The 22,667-nt window shown below is 57.3% G+C and carries 20 protein-coding genes and 1 pseudogene; 14 read left to right on the forward strand and 7 right to left on the reverse strand.

Features of this window, described 5'->3' with window-relative positions; translation table 11 throughout:
- Positions 1-177: 177 nt before the first annotated feature.
- The gene (locus tag IIA05_06475; protein MCH9026746.1) at positions 178-750 is read right to left on the reverse strand and encodes a septation protein A; all 573 of its coding nucleotides are present in this window, start codon (positions 748-750) and stop codon (positions 178-180) included.
- 146 nt (positions 751-896) lie between these two features.
- Here IIA05_06475 and IIA05_06480 point away from each other — a divergent pair, with 146 nt between their 5' ends.
- The 6 genes from IIA05_06480 to IIA05_06505 all read left to right on the forward strand — a co-directional run bounded on the left by IIA05_06480 (position 897) and on the right by IIA05_06505 (position 5,963).
- Positions 897-1,520, forward strand: coding sequence for a threonylcarbamoyl-AMP synthase (locus tag IIA05_06480; protein ID MCH9026747.1), 624 nt, complete (start codon positions 897-899; stop codon positions 1,518-1,520).
- A gap of 36 nt (positions 1,521-1,556) precedes the next feature.
- On the forward strand, positions 1,557-2,210 hold the full coding sequence (locus tag IIA05_06485) for a site-2 protease family protein (protein ID MCH9026748.1): 654 nt from the start codon (positions 1,557-1,559) through the stop codon (positions 2,208-2,210).
- Between the two features lie 19 nt (positions 2,211-2,229).
- A complete protein-coding gene (locus IIA05_06490) occupies positions 2,230-3,444 on the forward strand; it encodes a tryptophan--tRNA ligase (GenBank protein ID MCH9026749.1) in 1,215 nt (404 codons plus the stop codon).
- Positions 3,445-3,549: 105 nt separating this feature from the next.
- Positions 3,550-4,374, forward strand: a complete 825-nt coding sequence (locus tag IIA05_06495; protein ID MCH9026750.1) for a segregation/condensation protein A — start codon at positions 3,550-3,552, stop codon at positions 4,372-4,374.
- Between the two features lie 10 nt (positions 4,375-4,384).
- On the forward strand, positions 4,385-5,176 hold the full coding sequence (gene scpB / locus IIA05_06500) for an SMC-Scp complex subunit ScpB (protein MCH9026751.1): 792 nt from the start codon (positions 4,385-4,387) through the stop codon (positions 5,174-5,176).
- Positions 5,139-5,963, forward strand: coding sequence for an rRNA pseudouridine synthase (locus tag IIA05_06505; protein ID MCH9026752.1), 825 nt, complete (start codon positions 5,139-5,141; stop codon positions 5,961-5,963). Before scpB ends, IIA05_06505 begins: the two co-directional genes overlap by 38 nt.
- 10 nt (positions 5,964-5,973) lie before the next feature.
- Here IIA05_06505 and IIA05_06510 read toward each other — a convergent pair.
- The 6 genes and pseudogenes from IIA05_06510 to IIA05_06535 form a co-directional block, all read right to left on the reverse strand.
- A pseudogene (locus IIA05_06510) lies at positions 5,974-6,719 on the reverse strand (YciK family oxidoreductase).
- Between the two features lie 21 nt (positions 6,720-6,740).
- Positions 6,741-7,616 carry a squalene/phytoene synthase family protein gene (locus IIA05_06515; protein MCH9026753.1) on the reverse strand — a complete coding sequence of 292 codons (876 nt, stop codon included), beginning with the start codon at positions 7,614-7,616 and terminating at the stop codon, positions 6,741-6,743.
- A gap of 5 nt (positions 7,617-7,621) precedes the next feature.
- Positions 7,622-8,935, reverse strand: coding sequence for a DNA recombination protein RmuC (gene rmuC, locus IIA05_06520; protein ID MCH9026754.1), 1,314 nt, complete (start codon positions 8,933-8,935; stop codon positions 7,622-7,624).
- A 4-nt stretch (positions 8,936-8,939) separates the two neighbouring features.
- Positions 8,940-9,617: a phosphoglycolate phosphatase gene (gene gph / locus IIA05_06525; GenBank protein MCH9026755.1), complete on the reverse strand. Its 678-nt coding sequence runs from the start codon at positions 9,615-9,617 to the stop codon at positions 8,940-8,942.
- Entirely contained in the window at positions 9,614-10,318 is a 705-nt protein-coding gene (ubiG, locus tag IIA05_06530) for a bifunctional 2-polyprenyl-6-hydroxyphenol methylase/3-demethylubiquinol 3-O-methyltransferase UbiG (GenBank protein ID MCH9026756.1), read from the reverse strand. The genes gph and ubiG overlap by 4 nt, the downstream gene beginning before the upstream one ends.
- 45 nt (positions 10,319-10,363) lie before the next feature.
- Positions 10,364-11,191, reverse strand: coding sequence for a mechanosensitive ion channel (locus IIA05_06535; protein MCH9026757.1), 828 nt, complete (start codon positions 11,189-11,191; stop codon positions 10,364-10,366).
- 190 nt (positions 11,192-11,381) lie between these two features.
- On the opposite strand from IIA05_06535, the gene mtnA reads away from it, so the two are divergent.
- The 8 genes from mtnA to rpsA all read left to right on the forward strand — a co-directional run bounded on the left by mtnA (position 11,382) and on the right by rpsA (position 22,571).
- Entirely contained in the window at positions 11,382-12,404 is a 1,023-nt protein-coding gene (mtnA, locus tag IIA05_06540; GenBank protein MCH9026758.1) for an S-methyl-5-thioribose-1-phosphate isomerase, read from the forward strand.
- 134 nt (positions 12,405-12,538) lie between these two features.
- On the forward strand, positions 12,539-15,091 hold the full coding sequence (gene gyrA, locus IIA05_06545) for a DNA gyrase subunit A (GenBank protein ID MCH9026759.1): 2,553 nt from the start codon (positions 12,539-12,541) through the stop codon (positions 15,089-15,091).
- A 45-nt stretch (positions 15,092-15,136) separates the two neighbouring features.
- Positions 15,137-16,231, forward strand: a complete 1,095-nt coding sequence (gene serC, locus IIA05_06550) for a 3-phosphoserine/phosphohydroxythreonine transaminase (protein ID MCH9026760.1) — start codon at positions 15,137-15,139, stop codon at positions 16,229-16,231.
- A gap of 27 nt (positions 16,232-16,258) precedes the next feature.
- Entirely contained in the window at positions 16,259-17,437 is a 1,179-nt protein-coding gene (locus IIA05_06555) for a phosphoglycerate dehydrogenase (GenBank protein MCH9026761.1), read from the forward strand.
- A gap of 117 nt (positions 17,438-17,554) precedes the next feature.
- Positions 17,555-18,670 (forward strand): histidinol-phosphate transaminase, encoded by a 1,116-nt coding sequence (locus IIA05_06560; GenBank protein MCH9026762.1) that lies wholly within the window; start codon positions 17,555-17,557, stop codon positions 18,668-18,670.
- Between the two features lie 37 nt (positions 18,671-18,707).
- On the forward strand, positions 18,708-20,063 hold the full coding sequence (gene aroA / locus IIA05_06565) for a 3-phosphoshikimate 1-carboxyvinyltransferase (protein MCH9026763.1): 1,356 nt from the start codon (positions 18,708-18,710) through the stop codon (positions 20,061-20,063).
- The gene (gene cmk / locus IIA05_06570) at positions 20,063-20,764 is read left to right on the forward strand and encodes a (d)CMP kinase (GenBank protein MCH9026764.1); all 702 of its coding nucleotides are present in this window, start codon (positions 20,063-20,065) and stop codon (positions 20,762-20,764) included. Before aroA ends, cmk begins: the two co-directional genes overlap by 1 nt.
- Positions 20,765-20,894: 130 nt before the next feature.
- Positions 20,895-22,571, forward strand: coding sequence for a 30S ribosomal protein S1 (gene rpsA / locus IIA05_06575; protein MCH9026765.1), 1,677 nt, complete (start codon positions 20,895-20,897; stop codon positions 22,569-22,571).
- Positions 22,572-22,667: the final 96 nt, after the last annotated feature.

Raw genomic sequence — 22,667 nt, forward strand, 5'->3', positions numbered from 1 at the left:
TTAGACGCCAGCTTCAAGTCAGGGATCTTTTGTTGGTCCAGTCCGAAGCTGTCTCCAAGAATACTTTATACCGCGCAGATTGCTCGGTGGGCAAATTCCGCCACAATCAATAAGCCGGACGCGCCGGATTCCGCGCTTTCTGGCACACATCCTTGCCAATAATGGCGTACAGCGTGATTAATCCTCGTTTGTTGGTGACGCCGCAGACCCCTTGTCTTCCGTGGCGTCCGGAATATGCCTGATTTTTGAGTGTATCCAAAAACCCTGCGCAAGAGCGAACAAAAAGGTCATGCCAAGAAATCCGAATAACTTGAAGTTGACCCAGGTGTTTTCATCGTAATTGTAAACCACGTAGAGGTTCACAAAACCCATTACCAGGAAAAAGCCAACCCACATCCGGTTCAAAAAGCGCCACGACCCGGCATCCATGTCAACCGCGTGGTTCATCATCCGCTGGATTATTGTTTTGTCGCTAAAAAATTCGCTGCCAAGTGCTACCGCGGCAAAAAGCCAATACAAAACGGTGGGTTTCCACTGGATATACAGGCTATTCTGCAAATAGAGCGTGATACCGCCAAAAACAATAATCAGGGCTGCGGAAATGACGTGCGTCTTGTTGACGCTGCGGGTGCGTAACCAATGCACACTAACCTGCAACACCGATGCCACGATGATGACGCCGGTTGCGACATACATGCCGTAAAACTTGTATGCGGCGAAGAAAGCCACGATGGGAAAGAAATCGAACAGGAGTTGCATATCGTTTCCGAAGATTGAGTAACGGGAGACTACCAAGGCCGAGCATCATAGCCGACCCAAGGCCCTGGCCCAACCCGGCAGGCGTGGCGAGACGGCAAAAAGCTCGAATTCATGGTCGACATCGTTACAATTCACCAATGGCAGAGTTTCTTGTGATTCACCCGGACAATCCCCAGCCCAGGCTCATCAGGCACGCGGCCAGCGTGCTGCGCGCTGACGGCCTGGTCGTGTATCCCACCGATTCGTCCTACGCGCTTGGCTGCGCGTTAACCAACAAGTCAGGCGCCGAGCGCATCAAGAAAATTCGTGAGGCCGACCGCCATCACCAACTGACGCTGGTTTGCCCTGATCTGAGTACGATCGGCGTGTACACCAGGCCGGATAACTGGGCGTACCGGCTGCTTCGGTCATTAACGCCGGGACCGTATACATTGATTCTGAAAGCGACCCGGGAGGTTCCTGCTCGCCTGCGGCACAAGCGGCGCAAGGCAGTCGGGATCAGGGTTCCCGATAACCCGATTTGCCAGGCGTTGCTGACCGAACTCGGTGCGCCGGTGCTAAGCTCGACGTTGTTGATGCCAGGCGACGATATGCCATTAAACAGGCCGGCCGAAATTCTCGACCGGCTGGGCGACAAAGTGGATCTGATTATCGATGGCGGGCTCTGCCCGGCAGAACCGACCACGGTTCTCGACCTGACCGGGGCCACTCCGACCTTATTGCGCGCAGGCAGGGGGCCAGTGGAATCCTTGCTTTTATAACGGGCCTTGTCGCCGCCGGATGCGTATAATGAGTCGATGGAAAGTTTGAATCTAATCCAGAAAATCGCCGTTTACGCAATTCCGACGATTCTGGCTATTACCATCCACGAAGCCGCGCACGGATATACCGCCCGGTATTTTGGTGACCGAACCGCCGAAATGCTCGGTCGCCTGACCCTGAATCCGCTAAAACATATAGATCCGGTCGGTACGATACTGGTGCCGGTGAGCTTGTTGCTGCTTGGCTTTCCCTTTCTATTCGGCTGGGCAAAACCGGTACCGGTAGCGGCCCGAAATTTGAGGAAGCCACATCGGGACATGGCGATAGTCGCAGCAGCCGGACCGGGATCAAACCTGGCGATGGCGGCAGGCTGGACAATGATTCTAGCGTTTGTAGTAGCTTTCGCGGGGGGGTCTTCACTATTTCATCCATTGAGGCTGATGGCCGAATGGGGTGTTTTTTTCAATGTCCTACTGGCAATTTTTAATTTATTTCCGTTGCCTCCACTGGACGGCGGACGGGTGTTGAGCGGATTGTTGACACCCAGGGCCTCAGCCAGCTTCGACCGAATCGAACCCTATGGCTTGTTTATCATTGTTGGATTACTAGCGACCGGTATTCTCTGGAAAATAGTCGGTCCGGCTATCTATCTAGTCACCGGGTTCTTTTTCGGTTTGATTGGCGGATAAAAATCAGCAGGAGATTTTCTTGGCGAATTCCGGACAAAATAATCGCGTCGTTTCGGGTATCAGACCGACGGGCGGGACCCACTTGGGCAATTACCATGGCGCGTTGAAAAACTGGGTCGCCCTGCAGCACGAATACGAATGTTATTTTTTTATCGCTGACTGGCACGCGCTGACCACCCATTATGACGATTCGGCCGATCTGGATAATAATGTCCGGGAGATCATCATCGACTGGCTGGCGGCCGGCCTGAACCCGAGCATGTGCACGATGTTTATTCAGTCACGGGTTGTCGAACACGCCGAATTACACCTGCTTTTGTCGATGTTGACGCCGTTGAGCTGGCTGGAACGTGTGCCGACCTACAAAGACCAGCAGGAAAGACTCAAGAAAAAGGACCTGTCCACCTACGGGTTCCTGGGTTATCCGCTGCTGCAAAGCGCGGATATCCTGTTGTACCGGCCCGCCTTTGTCCCGGTCGGCGCCGACCAGGTCGCTCACGTGGAAATTACCCGGGAAATTGCCCGACGCTTTAACCACCTGTACGGTCGCGAGCCGGGGTTTGAAGACAAGGCCAATGATGCGGTCCGGAAACTGGGCGGCAAGAACGCGAAACTGTACCGGCAGATGCGCAGGAACTACCAGGAAAAGGGCGAGCTGGAGGCGCTGGAAAAGGGCAAGGCGATGGTCATGGATCATGCCAACCTGACCCTGGCGGATCGCGAACGGTTACTGGGTTACCTGGAAGGCGGCGGGCGCAACATCCTCGTGGAGCCGGAGGTCTTGCTGACCCCGACGCCGAAAGTTCCCGGGCTGGATGGGCAGAAAATGTCGAAGTCGTACAACAACACGATTGGTTTGCGGGAAGACCCGGATTCGGTCAACAAGAAACTGCTTACTATGCAGACTGATCCGGCAAGAGTACGGCGAACCGATCCGGGAACGCCGGAGAAATGCCCGGTCTGGGAGTTGCATAAAATATACTCGGACGAGCAGACCCTGGAATGGGTGCAAGAGGGTTGTACGACCGCTGGAATCGGTTGTATCGATTGCAAGAAGAAACTGATTGACCGGGTGGTGACGGAGATCGAGGAAATGAGGGCGCGCGCCAGTGAATTCGAGGAAAATCCGGAATTCGTTCGCAGTATCATTGCCGAAGGATGCGAGGACGCAAGAGATGCGGCGCGCGATACCATGGATGAAGTTCGCCACGCCATGGGCCTGCACTACAGGTAGGCCGGGACTCCGATGGAAGAGAAAAAACCTGATCTGAAACTGGTTCACAGCGGGCCGCCCCCGTTGCATGAGGGTGATGACGGCGGTATTCCGCAGCAAGGCGAAATGCCGTTCGCGGTAGTCCAGGGCGAAGCAGTTACCGAGTTGCCCAGGGATTTGTATATACCGCCCTACGCACTCGAAGTATTCCTGGAAGCGTTTGAAGGTCCGCTTGATCTGCTGCTCTACCTGATCAAACGCCAGAACCTGGATATCCTGGATATTCCGATCGCCGAGATTACCCGCCAGTATGTGGAGTACATCGAGCTGATGAAAGAGATTCAGCTCGAGCTGGCCGGCGAGTATCTCCTGATGGCGGCGATGCTGGCCGAAATCAAATCACGCATGCTGTTGCCACGGCCCGTTGAAAGCGGCGACGAAGAGGATGATCCGCGAGCCGAGCTGGTCAGGAGACTACAAGAGTACGAAAGGTACAAGAAAGGTGCGGAAGAAATCAGCCGGATGCCGCGCATGGAGAGGGATATTTTCCCGGTTGAAGCGGAACTGGTCGACAAGAAAATCGTTCATGTGCTGCCGGACCTGGACCTGAAAGAACTGTTGGTCAGTCTGAAAGAGGTGCTGGCAAGGGCCGAGCATTTCGAACATCACCTTATCCATCGAGAGGCATTGTCGGTTCGGCAGCGAATGGGTGAGTTGCTGCTCACCATAAAAGGCGACGAATTCGTCGAGTTTAGCCGCTTGTTCGATCCACGCGAGGGGCGCATGGGTGTCGTCGTGACTTTTCTGGCCCTGCTTGAGTTGTTAAAGGAGCGTCTGGTGGAGTTGGTGCAGGCGGAAAGCTTCGGGCAGATCCATGTCAAGTCGGCAGCAGCGGAAACCGGCGCAAAGATCGACCCGGATGACCAGGATGCCGACGAGACTAGGGGGTAGGGCTGAAAAAATGGATGAAACGCAAATAAAAAACATTATCGAGGCAGCATTGATGGCATCGGGCCAGCCGCTGAGCATTGACCGGATGCTGGCGCTGTTTGAAGATGCCGACCGTCCGGAGCGAAAGACCATACGCGAAGTTATAGTAAAGATTCAGGCGGACTATGCGGACCGTGGGATCAAGCTGAATGAAGTTGCCAGTGGTTATCGAATTCAAGTCAGGACTGCGTATAGCGAATGGGTGTCCCGCTTGTGGCAGGAGAGGCCGCCTCGCTATTCACGCGCGTTAATGGAAACCATGGCGTTGATTGCCTACCGGCAACCGATTACCCGCGGCGAAATCGAGGAAATCCGCGGGGTCAGCGTCAGTACAAACATTATCAGGACGCTTCTGGAAAGGAGCTGGGCGCGAGTGGTGGGTCATCGGGATGTGCCGGGAAAACCGGAGATGTTCGGGACGACGCGTGAATTTCTGGACTATTTTGACCTCAAGAGTCTTGATGAACTGCCGACGCTCGGTGAGATCCAGGATTTTGACAGCCTGAATGTCGAACTGGATCTGCAGGCGCTGGTTGATCCTGCCATTGCCGGGTCAACGCCGATGGCGGTCAGTGAGGACATGCCATCCGCAGAAACGGGTGAGGAGAGCGCGGCTATTCAGGAAACGGACGAGCAGCCTCAACCATTGACGGTCGTCAGCACGGAATCTGCTGCCACCGGGCAGCAGGCAGAAGACCCGGCCGATGTTATCGCATCGGATCCGAATGCCATTGAGGAGTCCGGTGACAAGTCGATTGCCTGACAAGCAACGCATTCAGAAATTCCTTGCGGCTCGGGGCGTCGGTTCGCGACGGCAGGTGGAACGCTGGATTGCGGATGGCCGCATAAAAATTAACGGGCGTCTCGCGGTCGCTGGCGATCCGGTAAGTCCGGATGACAAAATCCAGATCGATGGCAAACCGGTAAGCTCCAAAACCCTGGCTGATCATCAGTACCTGATGTATCACAAGCCGGTTGGCGAGATTTGCACGAGAACCGATCCGGCAGGGCGGAAAACGGTTTTCGATCGATTGCCGCCGCTAAAAGGCGGCCGCTGGATCAGTGTCGGCCGCCTCGATATCAACACCGATGGCTTGCTTATTTTTACTACCGACGGTGAATTGGCCAATGCTTTGATGCACCCGTCTCGGGAAGTGGTCCGCGAATACGCGGTCCGGGTGCTCGGTGACCCGGGCGCTGAAAGCATCCAACGGCTGGTGGACGGCATGGAGCTCGATGACGGGCAAGCGAGGTTCAAGTCGGTGGTCGCCGGGGGCAGCGGCGAGGGTGCTAACCGTTGGTTCCATGTGACCCTGGCGGAAGGTCGAAACAGGGAAGTCAGGCGCTTGTGGGAGGCGGTTGGCGTGACTGTCAGCCGATTATCTCGTACTCGTTATGGCTCTTTACGCCTGCCGCGGAACCTGGCGCGGGGACGATACCGGGGTTTATCCGCCCATGAAGTGCGTGGGCTCTACCAGGCCGCTGGCCTGCAGCAAGAGCCCAAGAAACCACAACCGCGCAAAGCCTCGGCCAGGAGTCGGCGCAAGTAGACAGCCAAACTCATGGCTGAGAGTCCACACTCAAATTGCTGACGCCACGGCTGTCCGGCCCGAGAAAATAAAGAAACGGCGCCAGTACGTCATCGGGTTGCGCCGATTGAGCGGCGTCTTCGGCCGGAAAAGCAGCGCGTCTTAGTCTTGTGCGGGTCGCACCGGGGTTGACCGTATTGACCCGGATTGGAATATTCTCGGTTTCGTCGGCCAGAACCTGGGCCAGCCCTTCAATGGCAAATTTTGAAACCGAATAAGCGCCCCAGTGAGCCCGCCCCTTGCGCCCGACCGTACCGTACTGGAGACGAAAATCACCGACGGATCTGCCGATTTTCTCAATAACGTCATGCCGGCCCGAGTGAGCAGAAACGGCGCATTGAGATTGACCTGCAAGACCCGGTACCAAAGATAAGGATCATGGTGTTCGATCGGGCTCAGCTCCCCCAGTATCCCGCCGCAATGAACCAGGCCGTCAAGACGCCCATACTCGTCGCCCAGCACCTCGGTAATTTTCTCGTACTCCGCCCATTCGGTCGTTTCCAGGTTAAAGGGGAAAATGCCCGGGCGGGGTCCACCGGCTTCGGTAATTTCATCATGCAGGCTTTTCAGGCGGGATACGTTGCGGCCCAGCAACACGATCGTTGCTCCCAGTGCGGCGCATTTGGCGGCCAGCGCACGGCCTATCCCCTCGGTCACGCCGCTGATCAAAATGACGCGGTCAACCAGCAACTGGTCCGGCGCTGTGTATTTGTCTATACCTCGCATATCTCTGCCTGCTTAATCCTGCCTGGCAGCTCGTCTGGCTGCCCGCCATGAAACTCGCATCATCTCAAATGCAGACAAAGCCGTCCTGCCCTGAAAAACATCCTGGTAATCACTGTTGTGCATCTTGTCGAACATGCGCCGGTGCATAGCGAGGTTGGCCGCGGCGAACGGGTGTGTGCTCAGTTTGTTGGCAGCATCATTATCCGCGTGGTCCGCAATCTGCTCGCGAGTCAGTTTCCCCAGGAGTCTCATGACTTCAATGGCGGCTGGTTGCGGGTGATCGCTGTTCAGATCCACAACCGTCAGTCCGGACTCGTCGAGCCACTGCAAGGGCAGGTAAACCTGTCCAACCGCCAGGTTCACCCGCAGGTCGCGTAGCAATTCAATCAGCCTGATCCCCGAACCGATGGTCAGCAGCCGGTCTTTTTGATCCGCCGCAAACGCTTTGCCATGCAAGATTTCGGCTTGCAGGGAGAGCAGGCTGCCGCCGCCAAGGCGGCAATAATGCAAAAGATCGTCCGGTTTCGGATAGCGGGTCTTCACGAGGTCCATTTGCGCCGCATCGATAATGTTGGCCATCGTTGCCGAGTCGAGCAAGGGTTCGTCGTGCCCATCGAGCAAGGACTTGCAGACTGGGTGGACGGCGCTGCCCTTAGCGTAACGGCCGATCTCCTCGCGCCACCAGGCCAGTTTTATGCGCGCAATATCCGGCTCATGGACCCGGTGAACGGCCATCTCGCAAGCGTGGCGAAAAGAAAACAGCGCGTGCAGACGCGCGCGCAGCCCGGCCGATGCATAAAGGCAGGCGAACCAGTTCAGCGACCCAGGCCGGACGGCTTCCGACAGCAGTGACTGCATGGGGTCTTGCTCGCGAGCCGGGCCGGACATCGTTTTCAGGATCCGGCTGCGTCTTTTTCGTCCGGAGTGTCGTCGTCCTGAGGCGACTGGAGCTGACGCACTGTTTTGTCAACGGGATCGAGTTCGGGCATTTCCCTGGGCGCGCTAATGCCCATCTCGATAAATTTCCGCGCGCCGGGCAGGACCTGTCGCTCCAGCGATCCCACCGCGCTGTTATAAGCCTCGATACTATTGCCGAGCTGTCGGCCCAATTTTGACAAGTGGCCGGTAAAGGTCGTGAGCCGGCGATACAAGTCCTGGCCAAGATCTCTGATTTGCTCGGCGTTTTTGGCAAGCGTCATCTGGCGCCAGCCATAAGCGACCACTTTCAACAGCGCAACCAGGCTGTTGGGTGTAGTCAGCAGGACTTTCTGTTTGATCGCTTCTTCATTGAGGTTGGGTTCCATATCCAAAGCGGCTGACAGGAACTGCTCGCCGGGGACGAACAAGATGACGAATTCCGGGCTGCCATCGAATTGCGCCCAATAGTTTTTGCTCGACAACTCGCGTACCCGTTCGCGCACATGCCTCGCGTGACGTTTCAGGGCGACTTCGCGGCTCTTGGCGTCTTTGGCCGCGGTAGCATCGAGATAGGCATCGAGAGGCGTCTTGACATCGACCACTACGGTCCTGCCCTCCGGTAAATGAATGATCATGTCCGGGCGCATGGATCCCTCATCGCCGTCGGTCTGGGCCTGTTCCGAGAAATCGCAGTGATTGACCATGCCAGCCAGTTCCACCACGCGCCGCAGGGTGAGTTCTCCCCACTGGCCACGCACCTCGGGCCGGCGCAGGGCATTGACCAGGTTTTGCGTTTCTTCCTGCAGTGCCCGGTGACTTCTGCTGACCATTTCCAGTTCCTTGTAGATGCTGCCGTAAGCTTCTTTGCGCTCTTTCTCTATGCGCAGCAATTGCTCCTCGGTTTTCTTTAGCGCTTCGGCGACCGGTTTGATCAGGGCTGCAATCGCTTGCTCCTTGGCTTGCAGCTGACCGTGCGCTTTTTCCTGATGGCTGCCGAGATTTTCCTTGGCCAGTTTGAGGAAAGTTTCACTGTGATCGCGGAAGGATTTTCCCGTTTGCTCGATCATGCTGGCAGCCAGCCTTGTTTCCGCTTGTTTCAGGATTTCCTGCCTCTCTTCGTGCAGCTGGTCCTGCGATTTGAGTTGTGCTTTGAGGGCGCTGTTGCGGGCTCGCATGTGGCCGATTTTGTTCAGCAAGTACAAACTGGCGGCCATGGCGCCGACCATGAGGCCAGCGAGGCCCGCCGCAGCCAGGATCCAGAACAGGTTTTGTGTTGCAGCAGCAGTCATGGGTCTATTTTAAGCCAATCAGGCCGCTCAGTTCGCCGGGTTTTTTAATCGTGGCTGCGGCCGGCCATGCCGACGGGTCCGTCCCTGCCGGAATATACCCGTATGCAGCCACGATCCCGGCCATATTCGCACTTTCCGCGGCTTCCATATCACGGCTGGCGTCGCCGACATAAACGCACCCTTGCGGTTTTGCGTTCAGCAGACCGGCCGCATGGAGCAACGGCGCCGGATCGGGCTTGCGCTGCGCCAGCGTGTCGCCGCAGACCAGACAAGCGCTGCGCCGATCGATGCCGAGATGCCGCAGCAGCGGCTCGGTCAGCCAGGCGGGCTTGTTGGTCACGATTCCCCAGGCGATGCCGCTGGTATCCAGCCAGTCCAGAACCTCGGCGAAGCCATCGAACAATACCGATTGGTGCCCGTTCAAACCGGCATAAATCTCCAGGAACCTTTGTTTGAGCGCCGCAAATTTGTCTTTGTCCGGTTGGCGCGCCCAGGCAAGGCCAAGCAGCCCGGCAGCGCCTTGCGAGACATGCGGTCGGATTTCCCGATAGGCCATTGGCGCCTTGTTTTCCTCCGCCAGCAACTGGTTTAGCGCGGCGGCCATATCCGGAGCGGTATCGACCAGGGTCCCATCCAGATCGAGCAGCACGGCCGAAACCAGGATGATGGGCAGCGAGTTCAGGGTGCCTGCTCGCGACTGCAATGCATCAGGTAGTTGACATCGGTATCGCGCTTGAGCCGAAACCGATCGGTCAGCGGGTTATATGTCATGCCGGTAATGTCGTGGACTGCAAGCCCGGCATCCCGGCACCAGGCCGCCAATTCGGACGGCCGGATAAATTTGCGATAGTCGTGAGTTCCCTTTGGCAACATGCCGAGCACATATTCGGCGCCAATGACTGCCAGCGCATAGGCCTTCGGGTTGCGATTGATGGTAGAGAAAATCACCTGGCCGCCCGGTTTGACCAAGCCCGCGCATGCGCTGACCACCGCAGATGGGTCGGGCACGTGCTCGAGCATCTCCAGGCAGGTAACAACGTCAAACTTCTCCGCGTGCGTTTCCAGCAGCTTTTCTGCCGTGGCCAGCAGGTAATCGACCTGCAGACCGCTTTCCAGCAGGTGCAGCCTGGCCACCTGCAATGGCGCATCGGCCGCGTCCACTCCGGTTACCTCGGCGCCTGCTGCGGCCATCGCTTCGCTCAGCAAGCCTCCGCCACAGCCAATATCGGCGATAACGGCTCCGCGCAATTCACAGCGTTGCGCAATGTAATCCATCCTTAGCGGATTGAGCCGGTGCAGCGGCTTGAAATCTCCTTCCGGATCCCACCAGCGCGCCGCCATTGCCGCGAATTTTTTTACTTCGCCGGCATCGACATTGTCCAGGCGAGTTTCTGCAGGTTCATTCATGGTCCGTCACCGGTATCGAGATTACTCTCCAGCCTTGTATAGATGCACGTCTTGTTGCGGGTAGGGGAGGCTGCAACCACCCTCTTCCAGGCCCGTTTTGATGTTTTCCAGCAAGTCGCCGCGGGTGGCCGAGTAATCTTCCTTGCGCACCCACGGGCGCACCGCCAGGTCGACGCTGCTGGCGCCCAGTTCCAAAACGAGGATCACCGGCGCCGGTTCTTTCAGGATTCGCTCATCCGCGCTCAGTATGTCCTCGATGATCTGTTTGGCCGTGCCGATGTTGTCGTCGTAACCGATGCCGATGACCAGGTCGATCCGCCGCGTGGCCTTGGCCGAGAAATTGGTTATCGTTCCGCCGAAAATCTGCGCGTTGGGGACGATGATTTCCCGGTTGTCGCCGGTCTTCATGACCGTATTGAATACATTGATCTGTTCCACGGTGCCGGTGGTTCCGCCGGCTTCGACGAAGTCACCGACCTTGAACGGGCGAAACAGGATCAGCATGATGCCCGATGAAAAGTTCGCCAATGACGACTGCAAGGCCAGGCCGACAGCCAGGCCGGCAGCGCCGAGTATCGCCAGGAACGAAGTGGTTTTGATGCCGAGCTGATCGACTGCCGCGATGATCACCGCGATCAGCAAGGCGCTGTATACGACGTTGTGCAGGAAATGGGTCAACGTGGCATCGACGCCGGCTTTTTCCATCATCTTGTCGATGCCGTTGGCGGCCATTTTGGCGGCCCAGCGACCGACCAGGAAAATCAATGCCGCGAGACCGATCTTTATGGCCCATGGCATCAGTAGTACGGTTAACTGGCCGGAGGTGATTAATTCATTGAGCTGATCCATTTTTGCTCCAGTGTTTTCTTCGTTTTTTCAGCCGCCTGTATATCAGCAGGGATCGTCGACCGGCCGCCGGTTGTCTGCGCGGGTTTATCACGGGAGAACCAGCGGGTCCAGGGTATTATAATATGTGATCCAGATCGTCTGTTGAACGATTTGCGCCACCCATTTTATCCAGAGCCAAAGATATTCCGATATGCTGCCTAAAAGCCAGATTTGCCCGATTCGCTGGCAGGACAATGCATTGTTTCTGCTGGATCAACGGCGCCTGCCCGCGACGGAGACCTGGTTGCGTCTGGAAAGCGCGCCCGAGGTTGCCGAGGCGATTCGCGACATGGTCGTCCGCGGCGCGCCGGCGATCGGTTTTGCGGCGGCTTTCGGCGTCGTTCTATCGGTTCAGCAGCACGGCACGGCGGCAGGCTGGCGGAATCGGGTCGACTCTGACATCGAAACGCTGGTGGCCGCAAGGCCCACGGCGGTCAATCTCGCGTGGTCGCTCGGTCGCATGACGAAGCTGCTGGCAACGGAGTCCGACAACCTGGCGGCAAGTCTGCTCGATGAAGCGCAGGATCAACTGGCGACCGACCGTGAGCAAAATCTGCATCTGGGGCAATTAGGCGCCGCGCTGATCGAAAAAGGCAGCAAGGTCATGACCCATTGCAACGCCGGCGCCCTGGCCACGGCTGGTTACGGGACCGCCCTGGCGGTGATTCGCGTGGGCCACTGGCAGAAGAAAATCGAGCAGGTCTTTGTTGGCGAAACCCGGCCATGGTTCCAGGGTTCTCGCTTGACCGCATGGGAGCTGGCCAAAGACGGCATACCGGTAACTTTGCTGGCTGATTCCGCCGCCGCCCAGGCGATGCGCCAGGCCGGGATTAACTGGCTGATCGTCGGTGCCGACCGGATAGCGGCCAATGGCGATGTCGCAAACAAGATCGGCACCTATGGTCTCGCGGTTGCCGCACGCTACCACGGTGCGAAAGTGATGGTGGTGGCGCCCCACGCTACGGTGGATATGAGGGTCAGCGATGGTTCCGGAATCCCGCTCGAGCAGCGCCCGGCAAATGAAATTCTCGATGCAGCGGGCATCGAAAACTGTTTGCCGGATATCACCGTAGCCAATCCCGCTTTCGATATAACGCCGGCCGGGTTGGTCGATTTTATCGTGACCGAAAAAGGCGTTTTTCAGGCGCCTTTTACAGAGGCATTCAAGGCCTGAAAATAGGCAAAATGGCCTGATTTAGCTAGGGCGAAATTGCTCCCTGTGCTAAGATATAAACTTATTCAGATGGCCTGGGCGGAGTGGTTCTCCGACCAGGCCAAAATATTATTTGGAACCCCTTAAATTCCCTTATGGCCGAAATCGCAAGCGGAATAATTCACGTAAATCTCGAAGACGAAATGCGTCAGTCCTACCTGGACTACGCGATGAGCGTCATCGTTGGACGGGCCTTGCCCGATGTGCGCGACGGGCTGAAACCGGTGCATCGCCGGGTCCTTTTTGCGATGAAGGAACTGGGCAACGACTACAACAAATCCTATAAGAAATCGGCCCGCATCGTCGGCGATGTGGTCGGCAAATATCACCCTCATGGCGACTCCGCCGTTTACGACACACTGGTGCGGATGGCGCAACCGTTTTCGATGCGTTTTATGCTGGTCGACGGGCAGGGAAACTTTGGCTCGGTGGATGGTGATGCGCCGGCTGCGATGCGTTACACCGAGGTCAGAATGTCGCGCATCGCCCATGAATTGCTTGCCGATATCGACAAGGAAACCGTCGATTTCGTCGCCAACTACGATGAGTCGGAATTCGAACCATCGGTAATGCCGACCCGGGTTCCGAATCTCCTGGTCAATGGCTCGACCGGCATCGCCGTCGGCATGGCGACCAATATTCCACCCCACAACCTGGGGGAAGTCGTGGCGGCTTGTATGGCTTTGATCGATGATCCGGAAATCGAAATCCGCGATTTGATCAAGCACCTGCCTGGCCCGGATTTTCCGACCGCTGCGATGATCAATGGCTCGAGCGGGATCTACCAGGCCTATACCACAGGCAGGGGGCGCATACACCTGCGTTCGAGGACGCATATTGAAGATATCGGCAGCCACGACAAGCAGGCCATTATCGTCACCGAGCTGCCATACCAGGTCAACAAAGCGAGATTGCTGGAAAAGATTGCTGAACTGGTGCGCAATAAAAAGATTGAAGGCATTACAGAACTGCGCGACGAGTCCGACAAGGACGGCATGCGGGTCGTCATCGAGCTGCGCCGCGGCGAAATTTCCGATGTTGTTCTGAACAACCTGTACAAACACACGCAGCTACAGACCGTGTTTGGTATCAACATGGTCGCTTTGGTAGACGGCCGGCCAAAACTCCTCGGTCTCAAACCGATTCTGGAAGCATTTTTGCGACACCGTCGCGAGGTCGTAACCCGGCGCTCGATATTCGAGTCGAAAAAGGCGCGCAGCCGCGCACACATCCTGGAAGGGCAGGCGATCGCGTTGGCGAATATCGACGAGATTATTGCCCTGATCAAGGGATCGCCATCGCCCACCGAAGCCAAGGCCGGCCTGCTGGCCCGGTCGTGGCAAGCGGGTCCGGTAACCGCGATGCTCGCCCAGGCGGGTGGCATCGAGTCTCGTCCGGACGATCTTGAGGAAAAATATGGCCTGGACAACGATAAATACCAGTTGTCGCCGGCGCAGGCACAAGCCATCCTGGAATTGCGACTGCACCGGTTGACTGGTCTTGAGCAAGATAAAATACTTGGTGAATACAAAGGGTTACTAGAACTAATTAAAGGTCTTACTGAGATACTTTCCAATCCGGACCGGCTGTTGCAAGTCATCCGCGATGAGCTTCGGGTGATATCCGAGCTATATGCCGATGCCCGGCGAACGGAAATCCTCGAAGACCACAGTGACCTGACCATTGAGGACCTGATCCAGCAGGAAGACGTCGTCGTTACTCTTTCGCACGGTGGCTACGCAAAGGCACAGCCGTTGACGTCATACCAGGCGCAAAAACGCGGTGGGCGTGGGCGCACGGCGACCAAGGTCAAGGGGGAAGATTTCGTCGACCACCTTTTCGTCGCCAACACCCACGATACCTTGTTGTGCTTTTCCAGCCGGGGGAAACTTTACTGGCTCAAGGTTTACCGCTTGCCACAAGCCGGCAAGGGCGCGCGGGGCAAACCGATTGTCAACCTGCTGCCGCTGGCGCCGGATGAGCGCATCAATGCCGTTCTACCGATCAAGGAATTTACCGAGGACCGGTTTGTCTTCATGGCAACCAGTAACGGTACTGTAAAGAAAACGGCGCTGAGCGCGTTTTCGAGACCGCGTACCAACGGCATCATCGCCCTGGACTTGAGAGACAACAATCACCTGGTCGGCGTCGCGATTACCGATGGCAGCCAGGATATCCTGCTGTATTCGAGTTCGGGTAAAGCCATTCGCTTCAACGAGAAAGACGTCAGGCCAATGGGCCGGCTGGCGGCCGGTGTCAGGGGCATCAGGCTGGCGCCCGGGCACGAGTTGATCGCGCTGATCATCGCGGCGGACGGTGCAATCCTTACAGCGACCGAACGTGGCTTCGGTAAACGCACCAGGCTCAGCGAATTCCCCATCCGCGGCCGGGGTGGCCAGGGCGTGATCGGCATCCAAACATCCAGGCGCAACGGGCGTCTGGTGGGTGCGCTGCAGGTTGCCGACGATGATGAGATCATGCTGATCAGCGCCGGTGGAACCTTGGTGCGCACACCGGTTTCGGAAATTTCCCTGCTTGGCCGCAATACCCAGGGTGTCAGACTTATCCGCTTGTCTGCAGGACAGAAACTTGCCGGCATAGAACGAATCGCTGCGCTGGTCAATGATGAGGATGCTGGCGAAGAATGACGCGGACAGTTTCTCGGGTCTTTTTCAGGTTGGGAGCTTGTGACCATGAAGCGGGCATATAATTTCAGTCCGGGGCCGGCGATGTTGCCGGATCCGGTCATTGAACGCCTGCGGGAAGAGGCGGGCGACTGGCATGGCTCCGGCATGGCGGCGATGGAAATGGGCCATCGTAGCGCGGAGTTTACTTCGATAGCCGAAAAGGCCGAAGCCGATCTGCGGGACTTGCTGTCCATTCCCGATAGCTACAAAGTGTTGTTCATGCAAGGCGGAGCGACCGCACAGTTTGCGGCCGTGCCGATGAACCTGTGTACGCCGGACGATACAGCCGACTACCTGGTGACCGGTTACTGGTCGAGAATGGCAGTCAAGGAAGGCGCCCGTTTTTGTCAGGCAAATATCGTTCTGGATACGGCAGACAACGGCGACACGAGCATCCCGGAGGCAGACCAATGGCGCCTGTCTGACCAGGCCGCGTTTTTTCATTACGTCGACAATGAAACCATTGGCGGCGTCCGTTTGCCGATTGTGCCGGTGACCCAGGCGCCGCTGGTGGTGGATATGTCGTCGAGCATCCTGTCGGAACCGATTAATGTGCAAGACTACGGGGTCATCTACGCCGGGGCGCAAAAGAATATTGGCCCGGCGGGCCTGACGATTGTCATTGTCCGTGACGAGTTGATTATTGAAAAAAAGGGAAGCGCTCCAAAGGGCGCAATACCGGCCGTTTTGGATTACCGGAAAATGGCGGATGCCGGGTCCATGCTGAATACGCCCCCGACTTTTTCCTGGTACGCGGCAGGGTTGGTTTTCGAGTGGCTCAAGGTGCAAGGTGGGGTCGAGAAAATGGCTGCCCGTAACCGGGCCAAGGCGGATCGCCTTTACCGGGCGATAGACAACAGCGATTTTTACGCCAACCCGGTTGCAATCAAATACCGATCGGTGATGAATATTCCGTTCATGCTGGCTGACGAGACTCTCGATGCTTTGTTTCTCGAGCAAGCCGCGGAGCGTGGCCTCACTTCGCTAAAGGGGCATCGTTCGATCGGCGGTATGCGAGCCAGCATTTATAATTCGATGCCTGATGAGGGCGTCGATGCGCTGGTGGAATTCATGGGCGAGTTCGAGCGCACCAATGGTTAAGCCTTCGCCGGGTATCAGGCTACGGTCATGAACCACAAAACACGATTCAAGATTCTGACTTTGAATAATATAGCGCTGGCGGGGCTGAAACGGTTTCCGCGTGAGCGCTATGAAGTGGCGTCGGATATGTTGCACCCGGATGCAATCATGCTGCGCTCCCACAACATGCATGACATGGAAATTCCCGATACGCTGCTTGCGGTCGCAAGGGCGGGCGCCGGGGTCAACAATATTCCCGTCGAAAGGTGCAGCGCCGCCGGCGTACCGGTATTCAATGCCCCGGGCGCAAACGCCAATGCCGTCAAGGAACTGGTGTTGACCGCAATTTTTCTTGCCGCCAGGAACATCTGCCAGGCGGCGGATCACGTCAAGAACCTCCGGGTGGAAGGCGCGGAACTGGATGCGGCCGTTGAAGCGGGCAAGAAAAAATTTGTCGGCTTTGAGATACCGGGCAGGACTCTCGGTGTCGTGGGTCTGGGCGCCATCGGCGTCGAAGTGGCCAATGCGGCGCTGAATCTTGGCATGAAAGTTGTGGGTTTCGACCCGCAGATAACCGTCAGGCGTGCCTGGCAAATGTCATCCGGCGTGGAACAGGCGAGCAGTCTTGACGATCTCTTTTCGCGAGTCGACGTCTTGACCACGCATGTGCCGGTTACCGAGGAAACCCGGAACCTGGTCAACGGCGACCGGCTTCGACTGATGCGCGATGGCTCGGTCTTGTTGAATTTCGCCAGGGCGCCGATCGTGGACGAGGATGCGGTGGCAAAAGCGCTCGAGAGCGGTAAATTGCATGCTTTTGTCACCGATTTTCCCAGCGCCGCGCTGAAGAATCATCCGCGGGTGACGGCGCTTCCCCACCTCGGCGCATCGACCTATGAGGCCGAGGAGAACTGCGCCATCATGGTCGCCGACAATCTCCGGGATTTCCTGGAGAACGGCAATATTCGGCATTCCGTGAATTTCCCGGAGGCCGTCTTGTCCCGCAATGGCCGCCAAAGGCTGGTCGTTGCCAATGCCAATGTGCCCAATATGGTCGGTCAGATTTCCACGACTCTTGCCGAGGCGAGCCTGAATATCGCGGATCTTCTGAACAAATCCAAGGGTGGCCTGGCTTATACGCTGGTTGACATCGATGGCAAGGCGGATGCGGAGACAGTGGACAAGATTGGCGGTATCGACGGTGTTTTATCGGTGCGCGCCTTATAACGGGCTGAATGTTTAGCGAACGCCAGGCGACCGCGGTTGGTTCCTGCGTCATGACCCGCAGCGATGGTTTTTTGTTTGTTACCATGAAATTTTCCAAACACGAGTCGGGAGAAAAGCATGCCTCGATCACCGCTTGATCTTGCCGCCCCCGGTGTTCGGGAAATTGACCCGTACCAGCCCGGCAAGCCCATCGATGAACTCGAGCGCGAGTACGGGATCAGTAACAGCATCAAGCTGGCCTCAAACGAGAATCCGCTGGGACCGGGCGCAAAAGTCATGGCCGCGATCGCCAAGGCCGCGCCACAGGCAGCCTTGTACCCCGACGGCAACGGGTTTCATCTGAAGGAAGCGCTGGCGGCGCATCACCATGTCGGCATCGACAGGATCACGCTTGGTAATGGTTCGAATGATGTATTGGTGTTGCTTGCGGAAGCGTTCCTGACGCCGAGTCACGAGGCAATCTACTCCGAGTACGCGTTCGCGGTTTATCCACTGGCCGTGCAGGCGGTCGGTGCCACCGCGAAAGTCAGCGCCGCGCAGCCGGGAGATTCTTTTTCACCGTTGGGCCATGACCTCGGTGAAATGGAAACCTTGATCGGCGACCGGACCCGCCTGATTTTTATTGCCAATCCAAACAACCCCACCGGTACCTGGATAAAAAGCCGCGAACTTAGAGATTTTATCGGGCAGGTGCCTGATCACGCGCTGGTTGTCGTGGACGAAGCCTATTTCGATTACCTGGAAGAGCAGGACTATCCGGATACCAGCCAATGGCTGGACGATTTTCCGAACCTGGTCGTTACCCGAACCTTTTCCAAAGCCTACGGCCTGGCAGGCCTGCGCATCGGTTATTCGCTATCGCATCCGGATGTGGCCAATGTCCTGAACCGGATTCGCCAGCCGTTCAATGTCAATTCCCTGGCGCTGGAAGCCGCGTGCGCCGCGATCAACGATAAAATGCACCTGCAACGCTGTGTCTCCCTGAACAACGAGCAGCGCGACATTGTGGGGGCTGGATTGAAGAAACTGGGCTTGCGGTTTATCCCGTCGGTGGCCAATTTCATATTGGTCGATATGGGCCGGCCGGCCATGCCGGTTTACGAAGACTTGCTGCGCCAGGGCGTCATCGTACGGCCGGTTGGCAACTATGGCTTGCCCGAGCACCTGAGAATTTCGATCGGCACGGCAGAGCAAAACCAGCGCTTGTTGCAGGCACTGCGCCAGGTGTTTTGAGCCGGCTTATTCATGAATAATCCGGGTTAGGGGTCAGTTGAGCAGCGCGTCACATCGCCACACCGCCGATGCCGGTCGCCTGACCATCGCCGGCGGCCATGTCGGCGGCACCATTCGTGTTCCCGGCGACAAATCGATCAGTCACCGGGTTGCGATGTTCGCGGCCATGGCCAGCGGGACCAGCGTCATCAAAGGATTCTGTCACGGCGACGATTGCCTGGCGACGCTGTCTGCGTTGCATGGTCTGGGGGTCGAGCATGCGTGGGACGACCAGGTCTTGAGCATATATGGCAATGGACGTGACGGTCTGGGCGCGCCGGGGGCGGCGATAGACTGCGGTAATTCGGGAACCACGATGCGCCTGTTGTGCGGGTTGCTGGCGCCGCAAGACTTTGCCAGTACCTTGGTCGGCGATGATTCGCTGAGCCGGCGGCCGATGGAGCGTGTGGCGGAGCCGCTACGGCAGATGGGTGCGCGGATCGCCACGACCGACGGGTGTCCTCCGCTGCGGATAGATGGCAATCCACGGCTCAGGGCGGCCCGGATAGACGTCGAGGTTGCCAGCGCGCAGGTCAAGACCGCGCTAATGCTGGCCGCGCTTTATGCCGATGGCGAAAGCAGGATTTCCACCCCGGGCAGGGTCAGGGATCACAGTGAGCGGTTGTTGCCCTTGTTCGGCTGTCCGGTCCGCGTCGACGGGCAAGCCACGGTGGTGCCCGGGCGCGTAGGTTTGCGGGCGATCGAATTCAGCGTACCCGGGGATATTTCGGCCGCCGCATTTTTTATGGTTGCCGCCTGCCTGGCAGGTCATGGGCTTACCCGGATTGTCGATGTGGGTCTGAACCCCGGACGCAGCGCGCTGATCCGATTGTTGCAGGGCATGGGCGCGCGGATCGAAGTAACGGAGCGTCCCGCCGGCGCAGCGGAACCGATCGGCGAGATTCATGTCTGGCGTTCGAGTTTGACCGGGGTTGACGTGCCGCGGGAACTGGTGGCGCCTGCAATAGACGAGTTTCCGGCGCTTTGCGTAGCGGCGGCCTGCGCCAGTGGCGAAACGACGATTCGGGGCGCGGGTGAATTGCGTTTCAAGGAGAGCGATCGAATCGCAACCATGGCCGTTGCTTTGCGCACCCTGGGCGTTTTCGTAGAGACCAGCTCTGACGGGCTGCTCATCCGGGGCGGCGAAATCAGCGGGGGCACCGTCGATTGCGGCGGCGATCATCGCATCGCGATGGCATTGAGCGTTCTTGGCCTGGTATCCCGGGATCCGTTGACAGTGACCGGGACGGAATGCATCCAGACCTCGTTTCCCGGGTTTCAGGATTTGCTGGCAAAAGCGGGGGCGAACATCATCGCCAGTCCGGAAATTCGATTATCCGGTGAGGTTCAGTAATGGGGGACACTGTGGGCGACCAGGACATTGCTGTCGTCGCGATCGACGGGCCCAGCGGGTCGGGTAAGGGAACCATTGCGCAACGATTGGCGGGCTACCTGGGCTGGCATTTCCTGGACAGCGGCGCTTTGTACCGGCTGGTCGCGGTCGCCGCGAAAGAGTCCTCCGTCGACCTGGATGATGAAGCCGGGCTTGGTCGCCTGGCGGCTGGCCTGGACGTCAGATTCGACAGCACGGCGGACGGGACCGAGCAAATATTTTTGGGTCAGACTGATGTCGCCAGCGAAGTCAGAACCGAAGAAACCGGGAAAATTGCTTCGAAAATCGCTGCGATGCCGCAGGTGCGCGCGGCCTTAATGGAACTGCAAAAAAGATTCCGCCAGACACCGGGCCTGGTCGCCGATGGGCGCGATATGGGTAGCGTGGTTTTCCCGGATGCGACGGTAAAAATTTTTCTCACGGCCAGCCCCGAAGAAAGGGCCCGGAGACGACATAAGCAGTTGAAGGACAAGGGAATTGATGTTAGCCTTCCGGCCGTTTCCGCAGACATCGCGGAGCGTGATCGCAGGGATAGGGAACGTGCGGTTGCGCCGTTAAGGCCGGCTCCGGATGCGGTGATTCTGGATACCACCGGCCTCTCGATAAGCGAAGTGGTAGAACAGGCGAAGAAAATAGTCGCCACGACTTTGGCTGACCGGTGAACCGGTAGCGAAAGCCCGCGGGGGCAATGGAGCGCTTTCCAAGGATTGGGGAGCATTTTTTTTGACGACGTTGCAGCAAGGATGTGGGCAACGAATTAAATGGCGGGCGCAAGCCCTTGGTATTAACAAAATGACTGAAAGTTTCGCAGAATTATTTGAAGAAAGCCTGGCTACGCAACAAATGAAGCCTGGCACCATTCTCACCGGCAGTGTCGTATCGATCAGCCCGGAAGCCGTTATCGTACATGCGGGCCTCAAATCGGAAGCCGTGATACCGGCACACCAGTTTCGTAATGAAAAGGGTGAGATGGAGGTAGAGGTCGGCGACAAAGTCGAGGTGGCCCTGGACGCAGTTGAAGACGGATTTGGGGAAACCCGATTATCCCGTGAGAAAGCCAAACGCGCCCGTACCTGGTCGCGTCTTGAAGAGTCCTTCAATAACCAGGAGATCGTCACCGGCGTAATTACCGGTCGCGTGAAGGGCGGGTTTACCGTGGAAATCGAATTTGTGCGCGCCTTCCTTCCTGGCTCGCTGGTGGATATCCGGCCGGTGCGCGATCCCAGCTATCTGGAAGGCAAACCGCTGGAATTCAAAGTGATCAAACTGGATCAAAAACGTAACAATGTGGTGGTTTCCCGTCGTGCCGTGGTCGAGCAGGAATTCAGCGCCGAGCGCGAAGAAATGCTCAAAAACCTGCAAGACGGCAACGTCGTCAAAGGCGTCGTCAAGAACCTGACCGAGTACGGCGCGTTTGTCGATCTCGGCGGTATCGATGGTTTGCTTCACATTACCGACATGGCCTGGAAACGAGTCAAGAACCCATCCGAAGTGGTTGAGGTCGGCCAGGAAATAGACGTCAAAATTCTCAAGTTTGATCGTGAACGCATGCGGGTTTCGCTGGGCATGAAACAGCTCGGTGACGATCCGTGGCGCGATCTTGGGCGCCGTTATCCGCCGCAGACTCGCTTGTTCGGCAAGGTCACGAATGTTGCGGACTACGGTTGTTTTGTCGAGATCGAGGCTGGTGTCGAAGGCTTGGTGCACGTCTCGGAAATGGACTGGACCAACAAGAATGTCAGCCCGGCAAAGGTCGTGCACATCGGCCAGGAAGTCGAGGTCCTGGTACTGGAAATCGACGAAGAGCGACGCCGCATCTCACTGGGCATCAAGCAATGTCAGCCGAATCCGTGGACCGAGTTTTGCTCGAACCACAACAAGGGCGACCGCGTGCAGGGCCAGATCAAATCGATTACCGATTTTGGCATCTTTATCGGCCTGGACGGCGGCATCGATGGCCTGGTCCATTTGTCGGATATTTCCTGGGACATCCCGGGCGAAAAGGCCGTGCGCAATTACAAAAAGGGAGATGATCTCGAAGCTGTGATTTTGTCGATCGACCCGGAACGGGAGCGCATTTCTCTCGGTATCAAGCAGATGGACAAGGATCCGTTCTCGAGCTATCTGGCGGAAAATCCGAAAGGAACCATCGTTACCGGCACTGTTTCGGAAGTCGATGCGCGCGGTGCAGTGATCGCTTTGGCTGATGGCGTAGAAGGCTATCTGCGAGCGTCCGAACTGTCGCGCGACCGGGTCGAAGATGCGCGCACGGTGCTGAAACCAGGCCAGGAAATCGACGCGAGATTCACCGGTCTCGATCGCAAAACCCGACGGATTGCCTTGTCTGTCAAGGCCAAAGAAGTACACGAAGAAGCCGAAGCCGTACAGCAGTACCAAACGGAATCGAGTAGTGGCACGAGCCTCGGTGATTTGCTGAAAGCGCACATTTCAGGCAAGGACGACAAGTAGAAAACAGGCCGCCGTTGCAAATAATTGCACCGGCGGCCTTGTTTTTTTGGCGCAGATGTTAGATAAAGACATATAAATCAAAGGCATAAAAACCGG

Source organism: Pseudomonadota bacterium, assembly GCA_022572885.1.
Taxonomy (GTDB): Bacteria; Pseudomonadota; Gammaproteobacteria; order Steroidobacterales; family MnTg04; genus MnTg04.